This is a genomic window from Amycolatopsis acidiphila, assembly GCF_021391495.1.
Lineage (GTDB): Bacteria > Actinomycetota > Actinomycetes > Mycobacteriales > Pseudonocardiaceae > Amycolatopsis_E > Amycolatopsis_E acidiphila.
Genome location: NZ_CP090063.1, coordinates 7860764 through 7885195 on the forward strand (window position 1 = coordinate 7860764; position 24432 = coordinate 7885195).

Annotated in this window: 25 protein-coding genes and 2 pseudogenes; 4 read left to right on the top strand and 23 right to left on the bottom strand. The window is 68.3% G+C overall.

The window, feature by feature from the left end:
- Nucleotide 1: 1 nt before the first annotated feature.
- The 12 genes from LWP59_RS38610 to LWP59_RS38665 form a co-directional block, all read right to left on the bottom strand.
- Nucleotides 2-835: an ABC transporter ATP-binding protein gene (locus tag LWP59_RS38610; RefSeq protein WP_101436375.1), complete on the bottom strand. Its 834-nt coding sequence runs from the start codon at nt 833-835 to the stop codon at nt 2-4.
- A gap of 37 nt (nt 836-872) precedes the next feature.
- On the bottom strand, nt 873-1745 hold the full coding sequence (locus LWP59_RS38615) for an ABC transporter permease (RefSeq protein WP_101436376.1): 873 nt from the start codon (nt 1743-1745) through the stop codon (nt 873-875).
- 20 nt (nt 1746-1765) lie between these two features.
- Nucleotides 1766-2623, bottom strand: a complete 858-nt coding sequence (locus tag LWP59_RS38620) for an MlaE family ABC transporter permease (protein WP_101436377.1) — start codon at nt 2621-2623, stop codon at nt 1766-1768.
- A gap of 146 nt (nt 2624-2769) precedes the next feature.
- Nucleotides 2770-3192: a hypothetical protein gene (locus LWP59_RS38625; protein WP_101440881.1), complete on the bottom strand. Its 423-nt coding sequence runs from the start codon at nt 3190-3192 to the stop codon at nt 2770-2772.
- Between the two features lie 13 nt (nt 3193-3205).
- Nucleotides 3206-3889, bottom strand: coding sequence for a hypothetical protein (locus tag LWP59_RS38630; RefSeq protein WP_229857379.1), 684 nt, complete (start codon nt 3887-3889; stop codon nt 3206-3208).
- A 283-nt stretch (nt 3890-4172) separates the two neighbouring features.
- Nucleotides 4173-5195: a ribose-phosphate diphosphokinase gene (locus LWP59_RS38635; protein WP_144643589.1), complete on the bottom strand. Its 1023-nt coding sequence runs from the start codon at nt 5193-5195 to the stop codon at nt 4173-4175.
- Between the two features lie 94 nt (nt 5196-5289).
- Nucleotides 5290-7125, bottom strand: a complete 1836-nt coding sequence (locus LWP59_RS38640) for a phosphoenolpyruvate carboxykinase (GTP) (protein ID WP_101436378.1) — start codon at nt 7123-7125, stop codon at nt 5290-5292.
- Between the two features lie 35 nt (nt 7126-7160).
- Complete coding sequence (locus LWP59_RS38645; protein WP_101436379.1) at nt 7161-7982, bottom strand: hypothetical protein; 822 nt, start codon at nt 7980-7982, stop codon at nt 7161-7163.
- A 5-nt stretch (nt 7983-7987) separates the two neighbouring features.
- Nucleotides 7988-8194: a hypothetical protein gene (locus LWP59_RS38650; protein WP_101436380.1), complete on the bottom strand. Its 207-nt coding sequence runs from the start codon at nt 8192-8194 to the stop codon at nt 7988-7990.
- A gap of 163 nt (nt 8195-8357) precedes the next feature.
- Nucleotides 8358-9887, bottom strand: a complete 1530-nt coding sequence (locus LWP59_RS38655; protein WP_101436381.1) for a hydrogenase large subunit — start codon at nt 9885-9887, stop codon at nt 8358-8360.
- On the bottom strand, nt 9884-11365 hold the full coding sequence (locus LWP59_RS38660) for a proton-conducting transporter transmembrane domain-containing protein (protein WP_101436382.1): 1482 nt from the start codon (nt 11363-11365) through the stop codon (nt 9884-9886). Before LWP59_RS38660 ends, LWP59_RS38655 begins: the two co-directional genes overlap by 4 nt.
- 29 nt (nt 11366-11394) lie before the next feature.
- Complete coding sequence (locus LWP59_RS38665) at nt 11395-12060, bottom strand: hypothetical protein (RefSeq protein ID WP_101436383.1); 666 nt, start codon at nt 12058-12060, stop codon at nt 11395-11397.
- 254 nt (nt 12061-12314) lie between these two features.
- Here LWP59_RS38665 and LWP59_RS38670 point away from each other — a divergent pair, with 254 nt between their 5' ends.
- Nucleotides 12315-13559: an IS110 family RNA-guided transposase gene (locus LWP59_RS38670; protein ID WP_144643590.1), complete on the top strand. Its 1245-nt coding sequence runs from the start codon at nt 12315-12317 to the stop codon at nt 13557-13559.
- Between the two features lie 24 nt (nt 13560-13583).
- On the opposite strand, the gene LWP59_RS38675 is transcribed toward LWP59_RS38670, so the two are convergent.
- From LWP59_RS38675 to LWP59_RS38705, 7 genes and pseudogenes are all read right to left on the bottom strand, one after another.
- Nucleotides 13584-14531 (bottom strand): respiratory chain complex I subunit 1 family protein, encoded by a 948-nt coding sequence (locus LWP59_RS38675; RefSeq protein ID WP_101436385.1) that lies wholly within the window; start codon nt 14529-14531, stop codon nt 13584-13586.
- Complete coding sequence (locus LWP59_RS38680) at nt 14528-16546, bottom strand: proton-conducting transporter transmembrane domain-containing protein (RefSeq protein ID WP_101436386.1); 2019 nt, start codon at nt 16544-16546, stop codon at nt 14528-14530. Before LWP59_RS38680 ends, LWP59_RS38675 begins: the two co-directional genes overlap by 4 nt.
- Nucleotides 16543-17028 carry an NADH-quinone oxidoreductase subunit B family protein gene (locus tag LWP59_RS38685; protein ID WP_208637361.1) on the bottom strand — a complete coding sequence of 162 codons (486 nt, stop codon included), beginning with the start codon at nt 17026-17028 and terminating at the stop codon, nt 16543-16545. Before LWP59_RS38685 ends, LWP59_RS38680 begins: the two co-directional genes overlap by 4 nt.
- A gap of 106 nt (nt 17029-17134) precedes the next feature.
- Complete coding sequence (locus LWP59_RS38690) at nt 17135-17491, bottom strand: ArsR/SmtB family transcription factor (protein ID WP_101436387.1); 357 nt, start codon at nt 17489-17491, stop codon at nt 17135-17137.
- Nucleotides 17492-17928: 437 nt separating this feature from the next.
- Nucleotides 17929-18264 carry a group II intron maturase-specific domain-containing protein gene (locus LWP59_RS38695; RefSeq protein ID WP_101436388.1) on the bottom strand — a complete coding sequence of 112 codons (336 nt, stop codon included), beginning with the start codon at nt 18262-18264 and terminating at the stop codon, nt 17929-17931.
- A gap of 32 nt (nt 18265-18296) precedes the next feature.
- Nucleotides 18297-18536: pseudogene (locus LWP59_RS38700) on the bottom strand (site-specific integrase); the annotation flags it as partial.
- 109 nt (nt 18537-18645) lie between these two features.
- A pseudogene (locus tag LWP59_RS38705) lies at nt 18646-18780 on the bottom strand (transposase); the annotation flags it as partial.
- Nucleotides 18781-18858: 78 nt separating this feature from the next.
- On the opposite strand from LWP59_RS38705, the gene LWP59_RS38710 reads away from it, so the two are divergent.
- From LWP59_RS38710 to LWP59_RS38720, 3 genes are all read left to right on the top strand, one after another.
- Complete coding sequence (locus LWP59_RS38710) at nt 18859-19512, top strand: class I SAM-dependent methyltransferase (protein WP_183123704.1); 654 nt, start codon at nt 18859-18861, stop codon at nt 19510-19512.
- A 189-nt stretch (nt 19513-19701) separates the two neighbouring features.
- On the top strand, nt 19702-20337 hold the full coding sequence (locus LWP59_RS38715; protein WP_143271397.1) for a hypothetical protein: 636 nt from the start codon (nt 19702-19704) through the stop codon (nt 20335-20337).
- 28 nt (nt 20338-20365) lie between these two features.
- The gene (locus LWP59_RS38720; protein WP_143271398.1) at nt 20366-20989 is read left to right on the top strand and encodes a hypothetical protein; all 624 of its coding nucleotides are present in this window, start codon (nt 20366-20368) and stop codon (nt 20987-20989) included.
- A gap of 17 nt (nt 20990-21006) precedes the next feature.
- On the opposite strand, the gene LWP59_RS38725 is transcribed toward LWP59_RS38720, so the two are convergent.
- The 4 genes from LWP59_RS38725 to LWP59_RS38740 all read right to left on the bottom strand — a co-directional run bounded on the left by LWP59_RS38725 (nt 21007) and on the right by LWP59_RS38740 (nt 24420).
- Nucleotides 21007-21270 (bottom strand): DUF1883 domain-containing protein, encoded by a 264-nt coding sequence (locus LWP59_RS38725; RefSeq protein WP_101436391.1) that lies wholly within the window; start codon nt 21268-21270, stop codon nt 21007-21009.
- A gap of 108 nt (nt 21271-21378) precedes the next feature.
- On the bottom strand, nt 21379-22680 hold the full coding sequence (locus LWP59_RS38730) for a hypothetical protein (protein WP_101436392.1): 1302 nt from the start codon (nt 22678-22680) through the stop codon (nt 21379-21381).
- Between the two features lie 355 nt (nt 22681-23035).
- Entirely contained in the window at nt 23036-24223 is a 1188-nt protein-coding gene (locus LWP59_RS38735; protein ID WP_144643591.1) for a tyrosine-type recombinase/integrase, read from the bottom strand.
- Nucleotides 24223-24420 carry a helix-turn-helix transcriptional regulator gene (locus tag LWP59_RS38740; RefSeq protein WP_229857378.1) on the bottom strand — a complete coding sequence of 66 codons (198 nt, stop codon included), beginning with the start codon at nt 24418-24420 and terminating at the stop codon, nt 24223-24225. Before LWP59_RS38740 ends, LWP59_RS38735 begins: the two co-directional genes overlap by 1 nt.
- Nucleotides 24421-24432 lie beyond the last annotated feature (12 nt).

A 24432-nucleotide genomic window follows, 5' to 3' on the forward strand; every position in this document is an offset into this window, starting at 1 on the left:
GTCAGTCCATCCCCAGCGGGCCCGCGGATTCGCCGGCCAGGAACTGCCGCACGAACGGGTCGTCGGACGCGAACGCTTCCTCGGCCTCGCCGTAGTGCACGACCTGCCCTTGCCAGATGAGGCCGACGTAGTCGCTGACCTTGCGCGCGGTGCGGATGTCGTGCGTGACGAGCAAGTAGGTGCCCTTGTGCTCGCGGTGCATGTCCAGGATGAGGTCGTTCAGCAGGCTGGTGCGGACCGGGTCCAGACCGGAGTCCGGCTCGTCGAACAACACGATGTCCGGGTTGAGCACGAGCGCCCGCGCGAACCCGGCGCGCTTCCGCATACCACCCGATACCTCGTTCGGGAGTTTCGTGATCGACCGCTCCAAGCCGACTTCCGTCAGCCGGGTCATGACGATGTGCTCGATCTCCGCCTCGCTCATGTCCGTGTGCTTGCGCAGCGGGAAGGCGGTGTTGTCGTAGATGTTCATGGACCCGAACAAGGCACCGTCCTGGAACAGAACACCGAAGCGCTTGCGGAGATCGTAGCGCTCCTGCTCGGTGATCTTCCACAGGTCCTGGCCGAAGACGACGATCTCGCCCTCGTCAGGCTCGAGGAGCCCGACGAGGTGCTTCAGGAGCACGCTCTTACCGGTACCCGACGGCCCGAGCACCGTCGTGATGGCGTCGTCGACGAAGTTGATGTTCATGCCGCGCATGACGTGGAAGTTCCCGAACGCCTTGGAAACGTTCCGGACTTCCATCGAGTGCGTCCGGTCGGCCGGGCCGGCCAGGAGGTGGCCGCTGCGGGTGTGGGTCCGCGGGGGTGCGTCAGCGGTGTTCGATGTGGACACAGAGTTCTCCTCGCGGGACGAAGGGGCGGCGTGCTGATCAGTTGGCGATGGGTGCATTCGGCGCTAACCCCCAGAAGAGCTGCGTCCCCAATACACCGATGATATGTATCAGCACCATGTTCAGCATCATCGACTTCGCCGTATTTCTTCCCACACCGACGGATCCGCCACTGGCGTTGTATCCGTAGTAGCAGCCGACGAAGATGATCGCCGTTCCCATGGCCATCACCTTGCACAGGGAGAAAAATAGATCCTGCGGGTTCTGGTAGAGCCAGAAGATGAAATTGTAACCACCGGGGGAAACTCCGCCGAGCATCTTCACCGTCGTGAGGAACTCCCCGATGTACATGATCCCGAGGCCCACCACGTAGAGGAACGGCATCGCGATCCAGGCCGCGACGATGCGGCTGCCGACCAGGTAGCTCCTCGACTTGACGCCCATGACCTCCATGGCGTCGATCTCGTCCGAGATGCGCATCGAGCCGATCTCGGCGACCAGGCCGCAGCCGACCTTCGCCGCGAAGATGTAGCCCCACATGTACGGCGCCATCTCGCGGATCGCGCACCAGGCGTTGAAGATTCCCGAATAGAGGGGAACGCCGATCTGCTTGAGCGTGTAGTTGCCTTCGAGGCCGCACTCGTACCCGATCACGAACTGCATGAGCCAGATGACGAGCCCGCTGGACAGGATGAGCACGCCGCACTGGTGGAAGACTTCGGTGGCGGAGTGCCGGAGATCGGGCAACGCCCGGATCGTCCGGCCGGAGAACCGGGCGATATCGCCGCCGGTTTCGACCGCGGACTTGACCGAAGTCGCCATGCCCTTGAACGAAATCTCGACGTCGGCGGGCTTCGGCGCACCGGGCAGCTTCTTTTCGCCGACTCCGCCGTTCTGCACAGCTCGGGTCACGGTGTCTTCTCCCCGCCTCGTCACTTGTAGATCTGCATCTCGGGGTTGAGACCGAGCATGATCGCGGTGAAGACCGCGTTGAAGATCCAAATCGCCGCGAACGCGATCACCACGGCCTGGTTGACCGCCCGCCCCACCCCGATCGGCCCGCCGCCGGTGTGCAAGCCCTTGTAGCAGCAGACGACGCCGATGATCAGCCCGAAGATCGACGTCTTGACCACGCTCGCCCAGAGGTCGGTCGTCGTCGCGTTGTCGAAGAAGCTGCCGAAGAACGCGCTGCTGTTCGCCTTGAGGATCGGCACGGCGGCGATGTACCCGCCCACGACACCGAAAGCCAGCGCCACCAGGTCCATCAGCCCCGTGATCAACGTCATCGCGACCACCCGCGGCACGATGAGCGTCCGGATCGGGTCGACGCCCAGGACTTCCATCGCGTCGATCTCTTCACGGATGCGGCGGGCACCGAGGTCCGCAGTGATCGCGGTGCCCATCACGCCGGCCACGACCATCGCGTTGATCCAGGGCGCGAACTCGCGGACGCTCGCCATGATGAAGAACGAGCCAAGCCGTTCGGGGATACCGAAAAGGGAGAAGATGTTCCCGCCCTGCAGCCCCGGAGCCCCAAGGCCGAAGGCCGTGGTCGAGATGATCATCGGGATCCAGCACAGCTTCAGCGTCTGGAACATCTGCTCACGAACTTCGCCCCAGTAGCCAACAGGGTGCCGGAGGGCGGAGTAGAGCACGTCGCCCATCAGCCACACCATTTCGCCGGCCTGCTCCAGCGGACGCGCGACCGCGGAACCCAGGCCTGATCGCCGGCTCGCCTTCCGGCGCTGCCGGCCTTTCGCCTTGGGCGGTGCCGCTGCGTGCGTCGTCATCGGTGCACTCCTTGGTCGACTTCGAGTCTTGGTGGACTTCGAGTCAGTTCTGTCCGGCGGGACTCACCTGGGAAACGAGTCTCGCGCGATTCCGCCACGCTAGGATCGTCGAATCCTGCTTGGAAGCCACAGAACCGTTGCCATCACTACGAATCTCCGGATTTTTCCACTCCGCTCATGCGTCCGCGAAAAAAGCCGGACGCGCCGCCGACCACCACAGCCGTAGCCGCCGTCAGCCCGATCTGGAGAGGATCGCGGCCCGCTGGTACGAGCAAGGACAACGGAAGCGCGAGCAGATAGCTGCACAGCGCGGCTAGCGCGCCGTGTACCACGGGAAGGCTGGCGTTGCCGATTCGCCTTGAAGCAACGAAGAACGCGACCACAGCGACAAGCGGAAGCCACACATAACCCAGGACCGGTACCAAGGCCACGACCAGTGGCTGGACCAACCCGCCGATGAGGAGAACGCTGAACCCGGTCGAAGCGCCCCGGACCGCCTCGGGCGCGTCGATCCGGTCCACCCAGGACTGCCGGTCCGGACCGGCGGCGTTGTCACGAGCACGCGTCATGGAGATCCCGCCTTTACGCTGGCCCACCCCGACCTGGACGACGTCCTGCCGGACGTGCTCGGTAGCGACGGATTTCGAGTTGCGCACCCGCGGGAGGCATTCCGCTCGCGGCCGCGCCGGTGTCGCGGCGCTGAGCGCGGAGGATCGGACGGCGATTCGCGGCGATCGTCCACACCGGGCGAAAGCCGATTGGCGTTCCACGGCTGAGCCAGGCATCGTAGGCCGACGGACAGTACGCCGAGCACGGGTTCCCGGCGTCGCTGTTCCCGGAGTTCGACAATGAACACTGCGGAAGTATGTCCGGCCAACGCTGGTCCATATGGGCCAACGACGGCACCCGAGGGCCAACTTCAATCTCGGCCGAACGGGCCGAAGTTCTCCGGCGGTACCGCCTCGACCAACAGGCCGAAACGACGGCCGCGATGTCGCGGACCGCGTCGCCCTCGTCGGCCACGGCGTGCCAGGCCGTTGCGCCGCAACCGGACAGCGTGGCGAGCCGGCGCCGGACGAACTCCAGTTGCGCGTCCCGGGAAGAGAACGCCCGAGAACCGCGCTGCCAGTCGTCCACAGCCTTGCCGTCCTGGTCGGCGTGTTCCAGCCCCACTTCCCAGTCCCGTCGATACGGGTTGCGTTCGTTGTCCACCGAGATGCTGTAGGTGTGCCCCTGGTGCTCACTGGTGTAGACGGTGGCGTCCATGGCATGAGTCTCCGTAGTAGTAGTTCGGTTGTGGTGTAAGGAATCATGCTCGCTGGCGAGGCGGGTCGAGCAGTTTGGTGGCGGCGGTGACTGCGGCGAGTCCGGGGGCCACGGCCGATCACACCCCGCACTGGCACACCCAGCGCGACCTGCTGCACACCATCAGCTGCTGCGTGAACTGGCCGAAGCCTGAGTCGGAAAACACCGCTCCTACGCCCATCGCCCCGACCCCGGCCGATGAACGACTCCCCGCTGTTGCGTCGCTACGTTCGGAACCCGCCGGTCAGTTACCGGCGTTGAACAGGCTGGTCACCGATCCGTCAGAGAAGACTTCGTCAATAGCGCGAGTCAGCAGGGGGGCGATGGATTGCACGCTGAGCTGGGTGAAGTGCTTGTCGTCTGGAATGGGGAGGGTGTCGGTGAGGACGACTTCCCGGATTCCGCTAGAACTCAGGCGCGCAGTGGCGTCGCTGGAAAGCACGCCGTGGGTGGCAGCGGCAATGACGCCAGCGGCACCTGCGGCATTCAACAGTCGGGCGGCGCCGACCATCGTGGTCGCGGTGTCGATCATGTCGTCCACGACCACGCACAGCCGGTTTGCGACGTCGCCGACGAGCTGGCCGGTGTCGGGATGTTCGGCGTGGAGGGATTTCCGGTGCTGGATGAACGCGATGGGTTGCCCGCCGAGAAGGTCGGCCCAGGTTTCGGCGAGTTTGACGCGCCCGGCGTCTGGTGCGACCACGGTAATGGTTGCGTCCTCGTAGCGCTGCCGGATGTGGGCGGCGAGCAGTGGTTGCGCCAGGAGGTGGTCGACCGGGCCGTCGAAGAACCCTTGGGCTTGGGGAGTGTGCAGGTCGACGGTGATGATGCGATGGGCGCCGGCTGTGGTGAGCAGGTCAGTGACCAGCCTGGCGGAGATGGGTTCCCGTCCTCGGTGTTTCTTGTCTTGGCGGGCGTAGGGGTAGAAGGGCCAGATCACGGTGATGCGTTTCGCGCTGGCACGTTTGAGCGCGTCGATCATGATCAGCTGTTCCATGAGCGCCGTGTTCAGTGGCGCGGTCGCGGTGTGCAGGACGAAGGCGTCACAGCCGCGAACGGACTTGTCGAAGCGCACGAAGGTCTCGCCGTTGGCGAAGGTGTGCGCGGTCTGCGGGGTTACCGACGCGCCCAGTTCGTCCGCGATGTGCTGAGCCAGGGCGGGGTGAGCGCCGCCGGCGAAGAACATGAGCCGCTTGGTCACCTCTCCCGGCAACCTGTTGCCCGGAGCGACGCCAGTGGCGATCGGGGTCGGTGTGGCGGCTCTCATCCGTTGTCTCCAGTAGACGCGTGGCAGGTGGTGGAACCGCGGGCGGAGCCGAGCGGGGAGCCGCCGACGGCTCCGCCCGCGGGATCGTGGGGCGTTATGCCAGGCGCCGGGTCAGCGCGTCGAACTCCTCGCGCAGGGCCGTGGGCAGCTTGTCGCCGACGGTGGCGAACCAGTCGCGGATCAGGTCGAGTTCGGCTGACCACTCGGCCGGGTCGATAGTGAGGGCCTCGTCGACATCGGCGGGGTTGATGTCCAGGCCGGTCAGGTCGAGGTCGCCAGCCGTCGGCACGGCCCCCAGCGGCGTGTCGGTCGCGTCGGCGGTTCCCTCGATGCGACCGAGGATCCAGGCGAGGACTCGTGAGTTCTCCCGGAACCCTGGCCACAGGAATCGGCCGTCCTCGCCGCGGCGGAACCAGTTGACTCCGAAGATCCGCGAGAGTTTCGCAGGATCAGCACGCTCGCCGAGGCTCAGCCAGTGGGCGAAGTAGTCGCCGACGTGGTAGCCGGTGAAGGGCAGCATGGCCATCGGGTCCCGGCGCACCACCCCGACCTCGCCGGTGGCGGCAGCGGTGGTTTCCGAGGAGAGGGTGGCGCCCAGGAACACGCCGTGCTGCCAGTGCCGGGACTCGGTCACCAGCGGGATGGTGGAGGCGCGGCGACCGCCGAACAGGATCGCCGAGATCGGCACCCCGGCGGGATCGTCCCATTCCGGGGCGATGCTCGGGCACTGCTGGATGGGGGTGCAGAACCGGGAGTTGGGGTGGGCAGCGGGCTCGGTGGAGTCGGGGTGCCAGTCGCGGCCCTGCCAGTCGGTGAGGTGCTCCGGCGCGGTGTCGGTCATGCCTTCCCACCAGACGTCGCCGGTGTCGGTGAGCGCGACGTTGGTGAAGATCGTGTTGCCCTGCTCGACCATCCGCATCGCGACCGGGTTGGTGCGGTAGCCGGTGCCGGGGGCGACGCCGAAGAACCCGAATTCGGGGTTCACGGCGTAGAGGCGGCCGTCGTCGCCGAAGCGCATCCAGGCGATGTCGTCGCCGAGGGTCTCGGCTTTCCAGCCGGGCAGGGTCGGTTGCAGCATGGCGAGGTTCGTTTTGCCGCAGGCGCTGGGGAACGCGGCGGCGACGTAGTGGACCGCGCCTGCAGGTGAGGTGAGTTTGAGGATGAGCATGTGCTCGGCGAGCCAGCCTTCGTCGCGGGCCATGACCGACGCGATCCGCAGAGCGTAGCTTTTCTTGCCCAGCAAGGAGTTCCCGCCGTAGCCGGAGCCGTAGCTCCAGATGGTGCGGTCCTCGGGGAAGTGCGTGATGTATTTGACGTCGCTGCACGGCCACGCCACATCGGCCTGGCCGGGCTTGAGCGGGGCGCCGACCGAGTGCAGGGCCTTCACGAAGTCGGCGTCCTCACCGAACTTCTCCAGCGCCATGGCGCCCATGCGGGTCATCAGCCGCATGGAGACGGCGACGTAGGCGGAATCGGTGATCTCCACGCCGAGTTTCGGGTTCTCCTCGGCGAGGGGGCCCATGCAGAACGGGAGCACATACATCGTGCGTCCGCTCATGCTGCCCCGGTAGAGCTCGGTCATGATGATGTTCATGTCGACCGGGTCCATCCAATTGTTGGTGGGCCCGGCGTCGTCGGCGTTCTCGGAGCAGATGTACGTGCGGTCCTCGGCCCGCGCGACGTCGCGCGGGTCCGATGTGGCGAGGAAGGAGTGGGGTTTCTGCGGGACGCGGACCAGCGTGCCGGCCTCGACCAGCGAGATCGTCAGGCGGCGCCATTCGTCGTCGGAGCCGTCGCACCACACCACCTTCTCGGGCGTGGTGAGTTCGGCGACTTCGTGCACCCACGCCAGCAGAGCGTGATGGGTGGTGGGTGCGTGATCCAGTCCAGGGATGGCACCGGCTGGGCGGTTGTCCGTCGAGGTGGTCATGGTGCCGCTTCCTGTGTTGCGGTTCCCGGTGTTGGTCAGCGGGAGGGTTGGGTGTGAAAGACGCTGGTTACCGCGTCGGTGACGAGGCGGGTCACGGCGATGCCTTTGACGAAGGGCACGGACCTGCCCGACGGTGGGATGTCGGTGAGGGCGATGGCGCACGCGCGGAGAATCTCGACGTCGAAGGCCAGGCCGGGTGCGTACACGGCGGCTCCCAGGAGCCCGGCCGCCGCGTACGGTGCCGCGCCGGTGTCCTCGCGGGTGATCACGGTGAGCCCGCCGAGCCGCCTGGTCGCGCTGGAGGGCAGCTCCCCGATGAGGTCGATCACGAGGTCGGCGCCGAAGACGATGTTGTGCAAGGGAAAGATCGTGGCGTCGGAGGAGTTCCAGGTGGTGATGTCGTCGACCCCGGTGGCCATGAGCAGCGAGGTGAGGACAGGCAGGTCCCGCGCTCCGGCAAGGACCACCCTGCTGCCGTGGGCTCGCCGCCCCGCCTTGGCCAGCGAGTCCACTGCCGCGGCGGCCAGGGCGATCGCGGTGACGTCCTCGTCGGTCAATAGCGGACGCGCGTGGCTGTCCTGCAGCTCCCGCTGCACCTCGCGGGCCCGCGCAGGGGCCACCCGGGTCAGCAGGACCGCGCCGATATCGGCGGGCAACGCCCGGATGCCCGCCGCGAGGCCGGCCGCGTCGGAGGCGAGGATGACGGTCGGCCGGACGGGAACGCGGGCCAGGCCACTGATCAGCTCAGCGCCGTCACGTAGCGTCGCTGTCAGGTCGGTGCCGCTGGGCAGGGCGCTGCCATCGGACACGATCGCCACCCGCTGGGCCTTGGAGTCCGCAGAAGAAGCCGACGTCATGGTTGCTATCCCCTGGCCTCTGTTGTGGTCAGTTCCGCGGGGTCGATCCAGTCGGTGGTGTCGATGCCATGGCGTTCGGCCAGGTCGAGCAGATCCTTGATGCGGGCGATGTGCAGGTAGATCTCGTAGTCGTGCCCGGCTTCCCGAGCGGTGGCCAGCTTTTGCTGCGCGCCCTGGACGCGACCTCGCAGCACTGTCACGAACTCACTCATCGTCTTCGCCTTTTCTCCGTCCCGACGCCCACGCGGGCGAGCCCGTACCCCGTCCACGCCGACTTCTCTATCGTCTATGCAGTTAAAGAAGTATGCAAGTCTTAACTTATGCGAGAATGCACACACCGTGCGTACGTCGACACGCCACGCACGGTGAGTGCGTCTACAGGTCGTTACCTGCGTAGGAGAGGTTGAAGCTCTTATTGGTCAGCGGGAAGTCCGGGACGATCGTGTCGGCCAGCGCGACCGGCAGGGCGGGCCAGTTGAAGAAGCTGGGGTCCACGATTTTCACCCGCGACAGCGTCCCGTCAGTGGTGATCTCCACGCGGTGCACGATGGTGCCGCGCCAGCCCTCGGTGATGCCCACCCCTGAGCGTGCGGCACCGCTGAGCCGGCCGAGACCCGAGGTGAAGGACGCGAGCCCGTCGTCGATCTCGCCCGCCAGGTAGGTGATCGCCCTGATCGATTGGGCGATCTCCTCGGCGCGCACCAGGAACCGCGACAGCACGTCACCCTCGGTGCGGACGTGCTCGACGCGGGGAAACGCCCCGTCCAGGAACGGATGGTCATGGCGGGCGTCGACGGTCAGGCCGCTGGCGCGGGCCACATACCCCAGGGTGCCCAGGTCCGTGGCCTGCGTGGTGGTGAGGATCGCGGTGCCGGTGAACCGGTCGGCGACAACGCTGTTGCCCAGGGCGAGGTCGACGATCTCGGCGACGTCGGCGCCGATCGCGGCCAGCTGATCGGGGTCGGGCAGGGTGTGGACGCGCGTGCCGCCGGGCCGGATCGCGCCGCGCAGCAGCCGGTGCCCGGTGACGTCGTCGTTGATCCGCAGCAGTTGTTCGCGGACGCGCTGGGCGTGGGTGTTGAGGATGGCGTGGCCGACGTCGTTGCACAGCGCGCCGAGATCGGTGACGTGGTTGTAGAGCCGTTCCAGCTCCAGCAGGATCGCCCGCAGCCGGTTGGCGTCCTCGGAGACCGGGATGCCGCATGCGTCTTCGACGGCGTGGCAGAACGCGAGGGTGTGCCCGACGGCGGCGTCACCGCTGACGCGTTCGGCGAGGTCGAGCGCCTGCTCGGGGCGGCGTCCCTGAAACAGCTTCTCCAGTCCTTTGTGGACGAACCAGAGGCGGGCTTTGAGGTTGAGGATGGTCTCGCCGACGACGGAGAAGCGGAAGTGGCCGGGTTCGATCATCCCGGCGTGCACCGGGCCGACCGGGATCTCGTAGACGCCGTCTCCTTCGACGGTGCGGAACGGGTACGGGCCGTCGACGTCGCCGAACTCGGGGGGTTCGCCAGCGTCGCTCAGCATCGGGTACCAGCCAGCCGGCCAGTGGAAGTGGCGGACCAGACGACGGGGCAGCGGGTGGTCGGTGGGCACGATGCCGAACAGGTCGCGCATCTCGCGTTCGAACCGCCCAGCCGCGAAGGACAACCCGGCCAGGCTGGGCACCCGCGGGTCGGCGGGATCGAGCCGGACGTGTAGTTCGACGCGCCGCTCCGGGCCGGTCGCGGTGAACAGGTACACCGCTCGCAGCGTGTCGCCGTCGTCGTGTCCGGCGACCAGCGCGAGGCGGTGTCCGTGCTCGAGTAACGCCTGCGCCCGCTCCGGTAGCTCGGCGGCGGCGATGGTGCGGGCAGTGCGGCGATATCCGGCCGCGCTGCTGAACGACGACGACGGCGCGCTGGTCATGGTGCCCCCGTGACGGCGGTAGCGGCGGTGTGCAACAACGAGGTCAGCGGTCCAGCGGCGATACCGAGGGCCGCACATGCCACCAGCCCGGCCGTCAAGACGACGGCGACCGTGATCGGCAGCGGCCGGGTAGCGGTGGCCGCGCCCGGCCCGTCCGGCGGTGCGCCCAGCAGCATCCGGCTGGTGTGCCCGATCAGGGCAGCGGCGATCACCAGCACCACGAGCAGCGCGGCAGCGGTCACCCAGCCGAGCCCCGCCGCGAAACCGGACCGGGCGATGCCCAGTTCACTGGCGAAGATGCTGAACGGCGGCAGCCCGATCAACGCGAGGACCCCGAATCCCAGACACCCGGCCAGCACGGGTTGCCGCGCGGCCAGCCCGCGGACACCGTCGATACGACTGGTGCCGGTGGTCTGCAGCAGCCGCCCGGCACCGAGGAACAGCACCGCCTTGGCCAGGCCGTGACCGAGGACGTGCAGCAGGGCAGCGGCCAGTGCCAGTGGGCTGCCGACGGCGGCGCCGAGGGCGACCAGGCCGAGGTGTTCGATGCTGGAGTAGGCCAGCATCCGCTTGTAGTCCCGCTGCGCCAACAGGAGCGACGCCGCCACCGCGAGGGACGCCAAGGCCATGACGATCAGCACGGCGCGGGTGAACCCGGTGCCCAGCGCGGCGTCGGCGATGACCTTGACCCGCAGGATCGCGTAAAACGCCACCGACAGCAGCACCCCGGACATCAGCGCCGACACGGGCGCCGGGGCTTGGCTGTGCGCGTCGGGCAGCCACGCGTGCAGCGGTGTGAGTCCGGCCTTGGTGCCGAACCCGAGGATGAGCAGCACCACGGCGATCCGCGTCACGCCCGGGTCGAGGCTGTGCGCTGTGTGGGCGAGCGCGGCGAGGTCCAGGCCCGGCGTGCCGGGGGCGTGCTGGGCGGCGAAGTTGAGCAGGAACGTGCCCAGCAGGGCGAGCGCGATGCCGGTGGAGCAGATCACCACGTACTTCCACGCCGCTTCGATCGCGGTCCGGGTGCGTCGTTGCCCGACGAGGAACGCGGTGACGATGGTGGTGGCTTCGATCGCGACCCACAGCACGCCGAGGTTCGCGGCCAGCACCGCCAGGGCCATCGCGGCGAGGAACACCTGCACCAGGACGCTGTGCCGGGCGGCGGTGCGTGCGGTTGCCCGGTCCGCGTCGATTTCGCCGCGCAGGTACGCCGGGGTCGCGGCGGTCGCCAGCAGCGCGACCGAGCCGATCACGATCAGCATGAATGCCGACAACGCGTCGACCCGGATCAGCCCGGCCAGCGCCGTGCGCGGCCCGGACCCCGACACGGCGGCGGCCGTGATAATCGCGGCAGCCAGCACGAGGGCGGAGGAGCCGGCGCTGATCCATCGGGTGGCTGGTCGCCACCCGCCCAGCAGGTACACCGCGGCACCGAGGAGTGGCACGACGATCGGGGCGAGGACCAAGGCGGTGTTCATACCGCCTCCGGGAGAAAGTACGGCGGCGGTCATGAGTCGCGTAGCTCCCGCAGTTCGTCGAGGTCGGCGGTGCCGAAGGTCTCCCACATCCGAGACGCCAGGATCTGCAGCACCAGCACCGCCAGCAGCACGTCGAGGGACACCCCGAGCTCCACGACCAGGCCGGCACCGGAGGTGGTGAGGAACCCGACCGCGGTGATCCCGTTGTCCATCAACAAGAACCCGACCAGTTGGGACAGGGCGCGGCGGCGGGTGACGAGCACGAAGAACCCGATCAGCACCACCGTCATTCCGACCGGGATCGCCTGCGTCGCCGCCGAGGGCGCCAACGCAATCAGCGGCTGCGACACCGCATAGGCCAGCATCGTCAGCACCGCCACCGACAGCAGGGACGCGGCCACGTTGACCAGCGGCCGGGTTTCCCGCCGCGCCGCACCGGCCTTCACCAGCGCCCGGCGCAGCAGATACGGCAGGACACCGACCCGCAACACCGCGATCCCGGCCGCGACGAACCCCAGTTCGACCGAGCGTTCGTGCACGGCCAGCACCGCCACCAGGGCCGTCAAGGCCAGTCCCTGAACGGCGAACACCCGGATGATGACCGCGAGTTCGCGGCGCCACACGATGAGCACCGCGGTCAGCAGCAGCGCACCACACGCCAGATCCAGCGCTTGCACATACGCGGTGTCACTCACGAAGCCAGTCCTCAGCGGACATTCGACGAAGTCCTTTCATGTCAGTGCTCCATGACCCGTGGCCGGGTCGCTCGGTAGGGGTGAGAATGTGTGGGTCGTCCGGCGACGTCGTGTGGCCTTGATGCCGGGTGCTCGAATGTCAGTGGGACGCGGGAGCCTGCGGTACCCGGTAGTGCTGCCATGAGCGCGTGATTCAGACTCGTTGTCGACAGGCTCCTCCGGACGGCGCGACTGCGTCGGAAGGAGCCGAGGCGATGGACGTGGTGATCCAGCGATGCGCGGGGATCGACATCGGCAAAAAGACGATGGCGGTCACGATCCGGACGCCCGGGCAGGGCAAGCGCCGCAGGACCGAGACGCGCACGTTCGCGACGATGACCGATCAGGTGCTCGCGCTGCGCGACTGGCTGCTCGGCGAAGGTGTCGAGGTCGCGGGGATGGAAGCGACCGGGGACTACTGGAAACCGGTGTTCTACCTGCTCGAAGACGCGCTGGAGTGCTGCCTGCTCAATGCCGGGCACCTCAAGGCCGTCCCGGGACGCAAGACCGACGTCAAAGACTCGGAGTGGATCGCCCAGCTGGTCGAGCACGGGCTGGTCCGCCCGTCGTTCGTCCCGCCGCCCCCGATCCGGGAACTGCGCGACCTGACCCGCTACCGCAAGACCGTCATCGAGGAACGCACCCGCGAAGTGCAGCGGCTGGAGAAGATCCTCGAAGACGCCGGCATCAAACTCAGCTCGGTCGCCTCCAGCACCGTCAGCGTCTCCGGCCGGGCCATGCTCGCCGCCTTGATCGACGGGGAGCGGGACCCCGCGGCGCTGGCGAACCTGGCCAAGGGACGCATGCGCCGCAAAACCCCGATCCTGCAGCAGGCGTTGCGCGGACGCTTCGACGCCCACCACGCCGTCCTCGTGCGGGAAATGCTCGCCCGCATCGACGCCGCCGACGCCACCGTCGCCCGGCTTTGCCACGAGATCGCCGAACGGCTGCGACCCTTTCAAGAGCAACTCGACCTGCTGATGTCCATCCCCGGCATCGCCCGCCGCAACGCCGAGGTGCTCATCGCCGAAACCGGCGGCGACATGACCGCGTTCGGTTCCCCCCACCGGCTCGCGGCCTGGGCCGGCCTCGCACCCGGCAACAACGAGTCCGCCGGCAAACACCGGCCCGGACACACCCGCAAGGGCAACAAATGGCTCGGCTCCGCACTCGTGGAATCCGCGCACGCCGCCGCCCGCACCAAAAACACCTACCTCGCCGCGCAGTACTGGCGCCTCTCCGGCCGCCGCGGCAAGAACCGCGCCGCCGTCGCCGTCGCCCACTCCATCCTCGTCATCGCCTACCACCTCCTCGACCGCCACCAGCCCTACCGCGACCTCGGCGGCGACTACTTCACCAGCCGACTGCCCGACCACGCCCACGTCCGCCGACTCGTCGCGCAACTCGAACGACTCGGCCAGCACGTCACCCTCACCCCCAACAACCCGGAGGCGGCTTGACAGACCAACTCGCCTATTCACGATTCAGGCCAGGAAGAACGACGCGGCGACCGCGAGCAGGGCGAGCAGGAACGACCCCGCGAGGAGTTCGGGAACCCGGAACAGGCGCAGCTTCGCCAGGAACACCTCACCGGCGGCCAGTACCGTGCCCAGGACCGCGACCTTCACCACCCACACCAGCACCCCGGCGAGGATCGCGAGCGGGGCGGCGGTGGTGGCGATGCCCCAGGGCAGGAACAGGTTCGCCAGCAACCCGAGAAACACCGTCAGCCGCATCGCCGAGGCGAGCTCGACCAGCGCGAGGTCCGGACCCGCGTATTCGAGGATCATGGCCTCGTGCACCATGGTCAGTTCCAGGTGCGTGGAGGGGTTGTCCACCGGCAGCCGCCCGGTCTCGGCGACGATCACCACGATCAGCGCGACCGCGGCGAGCAGGCTGGCCGGGGAGATCACCCGCGCCGGGTCGTGCAGGGTCGAGGTGACGATCGAGGCCAGGTTGGTCGACCCGACCCGCACCGACAGCGCGAAGATCGCCACCAGCAACGTGGGCTCGACCAGCGCGATGATCGTCATCTCGCGGCTGGCGCCCATCCCGCCGAACGCGGTCCCGGTGTCCAGCCCGGCCAGTGCCAGCGCGACCGTGCCCAGCGCGAGCAGCGCGACCACCGCGAACAGGTCCGCCACCGCGGCCACGGCGGAGTCGGTGGTCGCGAACGGCGCCACCACCGCGACCACCAGTGTCGTGGCGACCAGCACCAGCGGCGCGAACCGGAAAATCTCACTCGTGCCGCGCGGGGCGATTCGCTCCTTGCCGAAGAGCTTGCGCAGGTCCCGCCACGGCTGTCCGATCCCTGCGCCGGCGCGGCCTTCCAGCTTGGCCCGGACCTGTCGCATTACCCCGGCCAGCACCGGGGACGCGGCCACCACGACGACTGGCTGCAGCACCCCGCCGACGATCCCGAGCGCGCTCACCGGGTCACCGCCAGCAGGACCAGGACGGCGCACACGGTGTAGAAGCCGTAGCCGAGGTACCGGTGCACGCTCCCGGTCGCCAGCCTGCGTCCCACCCGGCCCCACGCGGACACCGCGGTCAGCACAGGCTGGTAGAGGCGGCGTTCGATCCGGTCGGGTACGCGGCGCCGGTACTCCACGGCTTGCACGAGGTAGGCGGATTCGCGGTGGTGCGTGACGTCGACGTCGGTTTCGGGCTGCACGACGTCGTCGAACACCCGCTGCAGTGGCTCGGCGAACGAGGTCGCGGTGTATTCCATCCGCGCCGACATCGGCCCGGCGCCGCAGTCCCACAACCGGGCGGCCCGCCGTGCCCGCCGGGTTGCGACCAGCCGCACCGCCCCGGCCGCCACGAGCACGGCGGCCAGCAGCGCGAGCGTGAGCATCAGCGGTGAGAGGGCACCGGTGATCCCGGCCAGCCGCATCGTGACCGCTCCGGTCACCGCCGGCCCCGCCGAGGGCAGCGCCGTGCTGGCAGCCGTGGCGATACTGGGCAGCACGAGGGCGGGCGCGACCGCCAGGACCGCGCTGACCGCGGCGGCCACTCCCATCCCGGCCAGCATCGTCGGTGGGCTCTCGTGCGCGTTCTCCGCGGCGGTACTGCGGGGCCGGGCCAGGAACCCGACGCCGAACGCCTTCACGAACGTCGCCACCGCCAGCCCGGCGGTCAAGGCGACCGCCGCGACCGCCAGCGGCATCGCGATCGCCGTCGCGACGCCCGATGTGGGCAGGCCGTGGATCAGGGCTTGCAGCAGCAGCCACTCCGACACGAACGCCGTCCCTGGCGGCAACGCCGACGCCGCCAGCGCGCCCCACCCGAACGCCGCCGTCGTCACCGGCATCGTGGCGCGCAGGCCACCGAGCGCGTCGAGGTCGCGGCTGCCGGTCGCGTGCAGCACCGACCCGGCCGCGAGGAACAGCAGGGTCTTGAACGCCGCGTGCCCGATCACGTGCAGCAACGCCGCGCTCAACGCCAGCGCCGCCAGCACGTGGTCACCGGACGCGGCGAACAAGCCGGACGCGCCGACACCGACCAGGACCAGTCCCATGTTCTCCGTCGTGGAGTACCCGAGCAGCCGCTTCAGATCGGTCCCCATCGCGGCCTGCAGAATCCCGTACACCGCCGAGACCGCGCCGAGCGTGAGCACCAGCAGCCACCACCACCGCGGGCCGCCGCCGAGCAGGTCGGACCCGATCCGCACGATCCCGTACACCCCGAGGTTCACCATCGCCGCCGACATCAACGCCGACACATGACTCGGCGCCTCCGGATGAGCGCGGGGAAGCCACGCGTGCAGCGGCACGATCCCGGCCTTCGACGCGAAACCCGCGAACATCAGCACGAAAACCAGCCCCGCGGTCGCGGGCGGCAGGTGCGAGGCGGCCTCGCGCAGCGCCGGGAACGAGTCGCCGGTGGCGTGCCCGGCCAGCACCAGAAGCCCGATCAGGATGGTCACAAACCCGAGGTGGGTCATCACCGCGTACCAGCGGCCCGCCCGCGCCACCTCCGGGCGGCGACGGTGCTCGGCGAGCACCAGCAGCAGCGAGGTGGCCGCCATCAGTTCCCAGCACACCAGCAGCGTGCCCGCGCTGGAGGCGACCGGCACCAGCAGCATCGCCGCCACGAACACCGGGAACACGGCCTGGAACAGCCGGGAATCGAGGCCGTGCCGGGTGTAGGAGATGCCGTACATCCCGGCGGCGACCGCGACGCCACCGGTGACCGCCATGAACAGGCCGCCCAGCCCGTCCATCGTGAACGAGACACCGGACAGGGGCAGCACCCCCGGCAGGGCAAGGGAAAACGCCTGACCGGCCATCGCGGCGGCACCCGCCGTCACACCGGCGGCCCCGGCCAACGCCGTACCGACACCCACCACCGCCGAGCGCACCCGCTGCGGCACGACCAACGCCGCAACGGTGCCGAGCACCCCTACCACCATGGCCGCACCGAAGCCGACAGCAGCGACGTTCATCGACCGGTCAGCTTCCGCAATCCCTCGACAATCGCCTCCGGCCGCGGCGGGCATCCCGCGATCTCCAGATCCACCGGCACCACGTCCGACACCGCACCGGCCAGCCCGTAAGCCCCAGCGAACGCGCCGCAGTTCCGGGCGCAATCCCCGACCGCGACCGCGAGCCGGGGCGCGGGGGTCGCCTCGTAGGTGCGCCGCAACGGTGCCGCCATGTTCCGCGTCACCGGCCCCGTCACCAGCAACGCATCCGCGTGGCGCGGCGAGGCGACCAGGCGCGCGCCATAGCGTTCGGCGTCGTAGACCGGCCCGAACGCCGACCCGATCTCCACCTCGCACCCGTTGCACGAGCCGGCGTCCACGTGCCGCACCTGCACCGAACCGCCCAGTGCAGCGGCGGCCGCGGGCATGTCACCGCTCGGTCGAGGTGGCGCGGGCTCGGCCACCCGGCCGGTCCGGCGGATCTTGCGCCACAAGCTCAGCACACGCTGCTCCTGACTGTCGTTCTCAAGAAGGGTGCGGTCCAGTCCGCCTGGGCGACTGAGCAGAGGACCAGGCGCAGTGGACCGCGGCTCATGCGCTCCGCGAGTCCTACGTCGGCGGAGGCGGCCCTGCCGACCCGGCCGGAGCGCGCAGGTCGTCGAGCAGCTCGATCTGCCCGGTGAGCACACCGGTCAGGATCTGCCGCGCGACCCGCAGCAGCTCCGCGACGTGCGGGCTGGTCAGCGAGTAGTAGACAGTGGAGCCTTCCTTGCGGGTCACGACCAGCCCGGCGCGGCGCAGCACGGCCAGCTGCTGGGACAGGTTCGCCGCTTCGATCCCCACCTCGGGCAGCATTTCCGCCACGGCATGTTCGCGTTCGCTCAGCAGCTCCAGCACCCGGATCCGCGCGGGGTGGCCCAGGGTCTTGAAGAACTCGGCCTTCGCTTGGTAGAGGGGTCTGCTCACGGACGCTCCTCCTCACGCACGCGCCACCACGGCATCATGTTCAACACTTGCTAACCTTAGCAAGTCTGAAATCCTATTGTGCACTGAGTGGACCGCATCGAGAGGCACGAGATGCGCCAACCGACCGTCGCCGACGTCGTGACCAGGGCCGTCGTGTTGCGGGGCATGACGTTGGTGTCGGTGCCTCCCGTCGTTGTCGGGGCTGCTTTCCACCCGGTCCAGTCGTCTCACCGGACCCGGCTGCCCCCAGCTCCTACCGCTCCGCTGCGACGGACCGGCGGCGCGGGCCTCACACCCGCACACGGATCAGTGAGGTCGGCTCGGAGCGCCGTGCCCGCGTTGCCGCGGGTGGGTTTCTCCGAGCCGCCTCCCGAACCCGGCGTGCCAGTTGTCCCGGCACCGGGCTCTCCACAAGTCCCGGCGGGATCGTGTTGGTCTCATGCGACGCTCGGCCATGGCGACGGGATGCGCGCGCCCCGGTAGTAGTAGCGCTTCGCGCGTACCCTGGCGGGGTCGAACAGCCCAATATCGCCATCGGCGGGCCAGATGCCGTAGCGTCGACGCAGTTGCTTCCATGGGGTGCGTCGATGCTTGCGTTTCTGCCACCGGACGATCTCCTTCCACAAGTATGACCGTAGGTAGCTGAAGGTCGCGTTCGAGCATCCGTACTTGAAGTACGCGGTCCAGCCCCGCAGCATCCGGTTGAGCTGGAGCAGCAGGACTGCGAGCGTTTGGTTCGTGTTCTTCCGGCAGGTCGTCTTGATCTTGGCCATGACGGCAGCGAGCGCCTTCTTGGCCGGGTAGACGCGACGAACTCGCCGATGTCTTCCAGCCGCACCTCCCGCCAGTCCACGCCGCGACCGTCGAGGAAGGCGAACCAGTCCTTCAAGTCATGGGCGTAAGCCTTGATCGTGTTCGGGGACCGCTCGATGTCGGTCAGATAGGCCAGATACCGCTCGATCGGGCCGACCGGGGCGTCGTCATCGCCCAGAACGGTCCACGACTCCAGCGGCGAGGCGGGTGAAACGACCCGCTGAACAAGCATTGCTCCTCCGGAAGATCCGCGTGATGGACGGCGGCAGATAAGCACGTCCAGCACGCAGTCGCCCGGCTCTCACCTCCTCGTGTCCAACATGGACGACACAGGCCAGCGGGCTCAAGATAACGATCGCGTTCGTGGTGCACACCACCGTGCGGATTTCCTTGTCAAACTGGAGAAACGGCACGAACTCGGCCCACGCGTTCTCCCACAGCCTGATGATCGCCGGGTAGCGGGCCTCCCACTTCTCGCCGAAGGCGGCCAGTGGGGGCTCTCCCAGCTGGCACCCGGCGGGCGGCTGGTGATACCCCTGCGGATTCGCGGAAGCGTGTCGCGCTCGATCGCGTTTGAGCGGGACCCCGACGGTGGCTGGCGCAGCGCCGAACACGCGATGTGCGGCTTCGTCCCGCTGCGCGGCGGCATCGCCGACGACCCCCGCAGCCGGATCGACCTGACCGGCGACAACACCGTCACCCTCCAATCCCACCAGGACCAGCCCTTCGCCCCCGAACGGCTGACCGGCGTGCTCGACCAGCCCCGCAGCGAGATGTGGACCGGGGTCACTTTCGCCCGGATGGAATCGTTGGAGTGGATGTACCTCTGGCTCACCTGCGCGCTACCCGGCGGCCTGCGCAGCATGCCCGCGGAGCAGACCGCGATCGACTCCGGCCGCATCACCCCGATGTTCCGCACCGGGATGGCCGTACCCGGCGACGGCGAGTTGGCCTACCTCGCCAAACGTCCCGGCGGCCACGACAGCGACGGCCACGAACTCACCGAAACCGGCGTCATCGGGCACGGCCCCCACGGTGGCGAACTGGCGGCCCGCGTCGCCGACGAGATCCGAACCTGGCACCGGGACTTCCGGCACCGGGACGTCCGGTTCGAGATCCCCGCCGACGGCACCGACACCTCCGACCCCACGCGCGGCCGGTTCTTCCTCGACCGCCCCCATCACCCCATCACCGTCGTCTGGCAGTAAGCCGAACCAGTGGTGGTGTTCGACCACGCGGGGCGACTACCGGACACACGAGAAGGCCGGGGCGGCGCGTTCCTGATCGCCGCTCCGGTCCCCTCGCCCTTCCCGTCAGGCCGATGCCCGCACGAGTTGGCGTGAGGCTTGCCCGATCACCCGTTGGTGTCCGCACCGTGGCTGGCTACGGTCGTTGACGTGACCGAAACCGAAGCTGGTGCTCGCCACAAGCCCAGTGCGCTGGAACTGATCGCGGAGTGCGTCGCACGGCTGCGGATGACCGAGCCTGCGGACACGCCGGCCGTGCTTCTGGCGGCGTGGCACGGGTTCGGCACCGCCGAGGCCGCCGGCCGCATGCTGCGCTGCGACAACGACGAGGACGCCGTGCTCGCGCGCAACGCGACGCCGGTGTTCGAGGCCGTCGCCGTGCTGATGCGGCGAGCACCGTCGATGCCCTACACCGACTTCGTGGTGGAGAACATCAGCGGCCTGGTCCCCGATGGCTACCAGCCGACGAGCAACGCCGACCAACTCGACGACCCACTCGCGGTCCCCGACATGTCGCCGGCTGGGAGTGTTCGCAGCGGCATTCTCGCGCTCGCGCTCGAACTGAACACCCTGCTGCCCGAAGCAGCCGAGAACGCCACCGCACCGGACGACCGCGTCGCGTGCGAGCACGGAACCAGACTGGCCTACGAGCTGTCGAACTGCTGGGAGGGCAAGCTCACCTCCTACATGAATGGCGGGCGGGATCTCATTGGCGACCGTCGAACCCAACCGGTAGGCGCGAAACCCAAGCAGGGAAAGAAAAAGCGCAAGCCGAAGCGGAAATGATCTGAGCATGTTGCCGACAGATCGGGTCGTGCTGGTCGATCTGGAAAACGTGGTGGGGTTTCGGCCCAAGCGACGAACCTTGCGCAGCCGGATGACCGCGCTGCTCGACGCCGCCGGGCCGTGGCACCACGCCGTCGCCGCCTACGCCTGCATCGAGGACGCCGACGACGCCACCGCCTCCACCCTGGCGGCGCTCGGCGTCGCACCCCTGCGCGTCACGCCCGGACCCGACGCCGCCGAACTCGCCCTGCTCGCGCACGCGCGGCGGATGCAGGCCGACGGCTGCACCCGCTTCACCGTCTGCTCCGGCGATCACGCCTTCGCCGTACTCGGCGACGCCGACGCCTCGACTCTCGAAGTCCTTGTCTGGCAAGGACAACCGGTCGCCGCCGGCCTCGCGGCAGCCGCCGACCACGTGCACCGACTCCCTCGGCTGGGCGAAGGCGACATCCCGGTTCGGCCCGAGAACACCGGCAACCTCGGGCGCCTCACGCAGCGCCGCGCCACATCCCGCTCGAAGCGACAGCCTCAACTGCCGTGGGACGGGCTTGTCACAGGATTCGCCACCGGCATCGGCATCGTCCTCGGTGCACGGCTCGGCAGCCTGCTCTGGCCCGGCGCCGCCGTTGACGAACGCCGCGGCCCGCGTTAACCGAAAGTGTCAGGGCGTCAGTCAACGAGTTTCGTCACCGTGGCGGTGATCCGTCCGTCGTAACCATCGACCACGAGGTACCAGCGAGCGTCGTAAGGCACATCGAGGATCGTGGGGCTGCTTTCCCAGTAACCGCCGTGGTATTCGTACTCCTCGCCGTCGAGGTAAGCCTGGTACTCCTCGACATCCATCAGGCACACCCTGGCAGGAACTCCGCGCAATTCGACCTCGACGGACGTGGCACCCACGCACGGGCCGAGATCCCAATACAGGTGTTCCATGCCACCATCCTTTCGCAGCCCGACCGGGCGCGGTGATCACCCGCTTATCCGGGAGGCGTGCGTCCGGGGTTCGGACCGGCGCATGCAGGTCCGCGTGCGGATCGAGTGTCAGTGCTCGTTCAGGAAGGCCGTCTTGACCAGTTCGGCGGCGTCCACGAGCGGGCCGGCGGGGACGGCCATCTCGCCCTGGGTTGTCAGGTCGCTGCTGTCTTCGGTGAGCACCCAGGTCACGCGCACGGAGGTGGCCTGCGGGTCGCGGGCCACGAGCACGTAGTCGTCCACTTCAGTGCGCCACTCCACGTTCGGCCGCAACGACTCCGGTGTGAGCGTTACCTCGGCGTTCGCGCCGCGCTGTGCCCAGTCCACTGGGTAGCCGCGCGGGGTTATCCGCGAAGCCACCGAATCGAGCACGCTCCAGTGCGAAGTCTCGCGCCCCCGGACCGGCTCGACCAGCCGCGACAAGTCCGCCTCGTCACGCTCGTCGAAGTCGGCGATCTCGCAGTTGTGGAAGGTCAGGACGATTTCCGGTCTGGCGACGAACCGGTCCCGGCTGACCACGCGCACTCCCACACCGTCGAGGGCTACGCCGAACAAGTGTGCACGGCCTGCCTCGATGTGCGTCGGGCGCGCTTGCCTCCATGCGTCCAGCCGCGCGGCCCGATCCTCGGTCGTCGGCGTCACCGTGTCGCCGAACAGTCCCGGTGGGACATAGCCAGGCAGCGGCGACGTCTTCTCCTTCGACGGCGGCTCGAGGTATTGCTGCTCTTCGAGGTCATACAGCCGGTCGAGGATCTCCGCGACCCGGTCCACCCGGCTGATGGAGCCGAGGAGGTCGATGTCGAGGGTGATCGGAGGCCGCGGGACACCGCGAGCCCGGTCGGTCAGCGCCATGATCTCGCCGGCGTTCGCGGTCCTGGTGTTGCTGTGATCGCGAACGTAGATCGCGCCATCGGCCAGCTGGTCTTCTCCGGGCACGCCGTACGCCTTGTGGCAGGGGTAGATCGGTTGCCCGTCCTCGGGTGGCAGCCCGATGACGAATAGCACCTCCCGATCGCCGTCCGCGCTGATCCGGCCGAACTCGAAGCCGGGGAACGTCGCACCCAGGTAGGGCCGGAGCCGGTCCGCGAGCTCGTGGGGCTCCGCACCGCGAGCGACACCACCCGCCTCGCCTTGCTGCGCGCCGATCACCAGCACGGCGTAGCCCTTGAAGTGCCGGGCCGCATCCTCGGGCAGCCGGTTCGCGCAGGCCAGGAGAAACTTGGCGATCTTCACCAGCCCCGGCTTCGAGGCGATGTCCACGGTGCTCTTGGCTTCGAGATAGCTCGTCTCCGCCGCATCACCATTCGCGACGACGTGATTCAGAACGGACCGCAGAATGCGCTCGCCCAGCGGTACGACATTCGTATCCACCCATCAACCTCCACACGCCTGCCTTCGTCCGTTCGGTCAGACGGTAATGCCAGACATCGAACCCCCGCGCGAACGAGGCAAAACCCCAGGTCAACCCGTGTCGCGGACCCGCTTGAGCACAGCAGGAAGAACGGAGACATAACGGAGCCCAGACTGCCCGTTAGCAACCGCAAACATGATCTTGAAGTCGCCAAAACCGCAGGTAGAAGCCCTGCAATCGAAGCCCGTTTCAAGATCGCCGCGATCGAACCCGCGGGCTTTTAATCCGTAGGTTCTGGGTTCGAGCCCCAGGCGGCCCACTCTTCCGGCTGGTCAAGCCCTTGCGCGACACCTGGGGCAAGATCATCTCCCCGCTTTATCCCCGCTTTTGGCCCCCGGACGGTTTATCCAGCAGTCCCTCCAGCGCGGCCGCCGTCGCAGGGTTGACCGACCTCCGGCCCAGGTACACGTCCTGCGTCATGGACACCCTGGCATGTCCGAGCTGGTCGGCGATGAGCCGGGTGGGCACGTCGGCATCGTCCAGCGCGGTCGCCGTGGTCTTGCGGAACGTGTGGGAGGTGACCCATAGGAACTCCTCCCGGCCCCGCGTCTCGCGAATCACCCGCAGCAGGTTGCTCGGATCACGGAGACCGCCGGTCGAGCTGGCGAAGACCGGGCTGTCCGGGCCCCGCCCGTCGTTAACTGCTTCCACCCTGCGCTTCTCCAGCAGTTCCAGTGCCCACGACGGTAATGGCAACAGTCGCTCGCTCTTCTTGGTCTTCGGCCTGGGCTTGCGGTAGAGGCCCTTGCCCTTGATCCGCACGACGGTGTGCGTGACCTCGACTGTGCCCGCCACGAAGTCGACGTCTTCCCAGAAGACGCCCAACGCCTCTCCGATCCGGACGCCCGTCGCCATCATGAACTTGGACAGATCCGGCAGGCCCCACCGGACCGCCTTCTCGTTGCTCTCCAACTGGACCAGCCACTGTGTGCGCTCCATCGGTTCCAGGGCTCGCGGCTGCTTGGTCTGCCCGGAGGAGATCCGGCGGGTATCACGCGTCGGGTTACTCGCAATCGCGTCATACCGCGCGGCCAACCCGAACATCCCGGACAGGACAGTCCGCGCAGTCTTGGCCGACGACGCGCCGACGTTCCGCAGCAAGGCAGCCAGGAAGCGGTCAATACGCGCCACCGTCGCCTCACGAACCCGCAGCTCACCAAGGCCAGGAACGATGTGGCGATCCAGGATCGAGCGGTAGGTGGTCACGGTGTTCGGCGACTTCTCGCCCCGCTCCACCTCGCCCTCGACCTGCTCCATCCACAGGGCAGCGAGATCGCTCAACTTGGTCTCCCGCGTGACGTCACCACTCGTCGAGCCCGTCCACTCACGGATGGCTTCCTTCAATCGCTGCGCTGCCTTGCCCTGGGTCTTGCCGGTGCGCTCGACCGGCCGGGTCTTGCCGTCGAAGTCGCGGAACTGCGTACGAGCCCGCCAGCCACCGCCAGGGATGGCCGAGTAGCGAATCTTGCCGTAGGTGCCGATATCGAGGGGCGGACGAGGCATCAGGCCACCTCCTCAGCCAACCCGTCAACCCAGGACTTCACGTCCTCCGGCCGGTAGCGGACGTACTTGCCCATCCTCCGGCCGGCGGGTCCGTACCCTTTGCTGCGCCACTGGTAGAGCGTCGCCACGGGGATACCCAGGTAGTTGGACACGTCCTCCACGCTCCACAGCCGCCCGATGTTGTTCACGTTGCCCACTCGAACCCCCTC

Bases quoted from the DNA above. Each gene is read 5' to 3' on its own strand.
- LWP59_RS38620 (WP_101436377.1), bottom strand. From the start codon at position 2,623: ATGACGACGCACGCAGCGGCACCGCCCAAGGCGAAAGGCCGGCAGCGC.
- LWP59_RS38625 (WP_101440881.1), bottom strand. From the start codon at position 3,192: ATGACGCGTGCTCGTGACAACGCCGCCGGTCCGGACCGGCAGTCCTGG.
- LWP59_RS38630 (WP_229857379.1), bottom strand. From the start codon at position 3,889: ATGGACGCCACCGTCTACACCAGTGAGCACCAGGGGCACACCTACAGC.
- LWP59_RS38635 (WP_144643589.1), bottom strand. From the start codon at position 5,195: ATGAGAGCCGCCACACCGACCCCGATCGCCACTGGCGTCGCTCCGGGC.
- LWP59_RS38640 (WP_101436378.1), bottom strand. From the start codon at position 7,125: ATGACCACCTCGACGGACAACCGCCCAGCCGGTGCCATCCCTGGACTG.
- LWP59_RS38645 (WP_101436379.1), bottom strand. From the start codon at position 7,982: ATGACGTCGGCTTCTTCTGCGGACTCCAAGGCCCAGCGGGTGGCGATC.
- LWP59_RS38650 (WP_101436380.1), bottom strand. From the start codon at position 8,194: ATGAGTGAGTTCGTGACAGTGCTGCGAGGTCGCGTCCAGGGCGCGCAG.
- LWP59_RS38655 (WP_101436381.1), bottom strand. From the start codon at position 9,887: ATGACCAGCGCGCCGTCGTCGTCGTTCAGCAGCGCGGCCGGATATCGC.
- LWP59_RS38660 (WP_101436382.1), bottom strand. From the start codon at position 11,365: ATGAACACCGCCTTGGTCCTCGCCCCGATCGTCGTGCCACTCCTCGGT.
- LWP59_RS38670 (WP_144643590.1), top strand. From the start codon at position 12,315: ATGGACGTGGTGATCCAGCGATGCGCGGGGATCGACATCGGCAAAAAG.
- LWP59_RS38680 (WP_101436386.1), bottom strand. From the start codon at position 16,546: ATGAACGTCGCTGCTGTCGGCTTCGGTGCGGCCATGGTGGTAGGGGTG.
- LWP59_RS38695 (WP_101436388.1), bottom strand. From the start codon at position 18,264: ATGGCCAAGATCAAGACGACCTGCCGGAAGAACACGAACCAAACGCTC.
- LWP59_RS38725 (WP_101436391.1), bottom strand. From the start codon at position 21,270: ATGGAACACCTGTATTGGGATCTCGGCCCGTGCGTGGGTGCCACGTCC.
- LWP59_RS38735 (WP_144643591.1), bottom strand. From the start codon at position 24,223: ATGCCTCGTCCGCCCCTCGATATCGGCACCTACGGCAAGATTCGCTAC.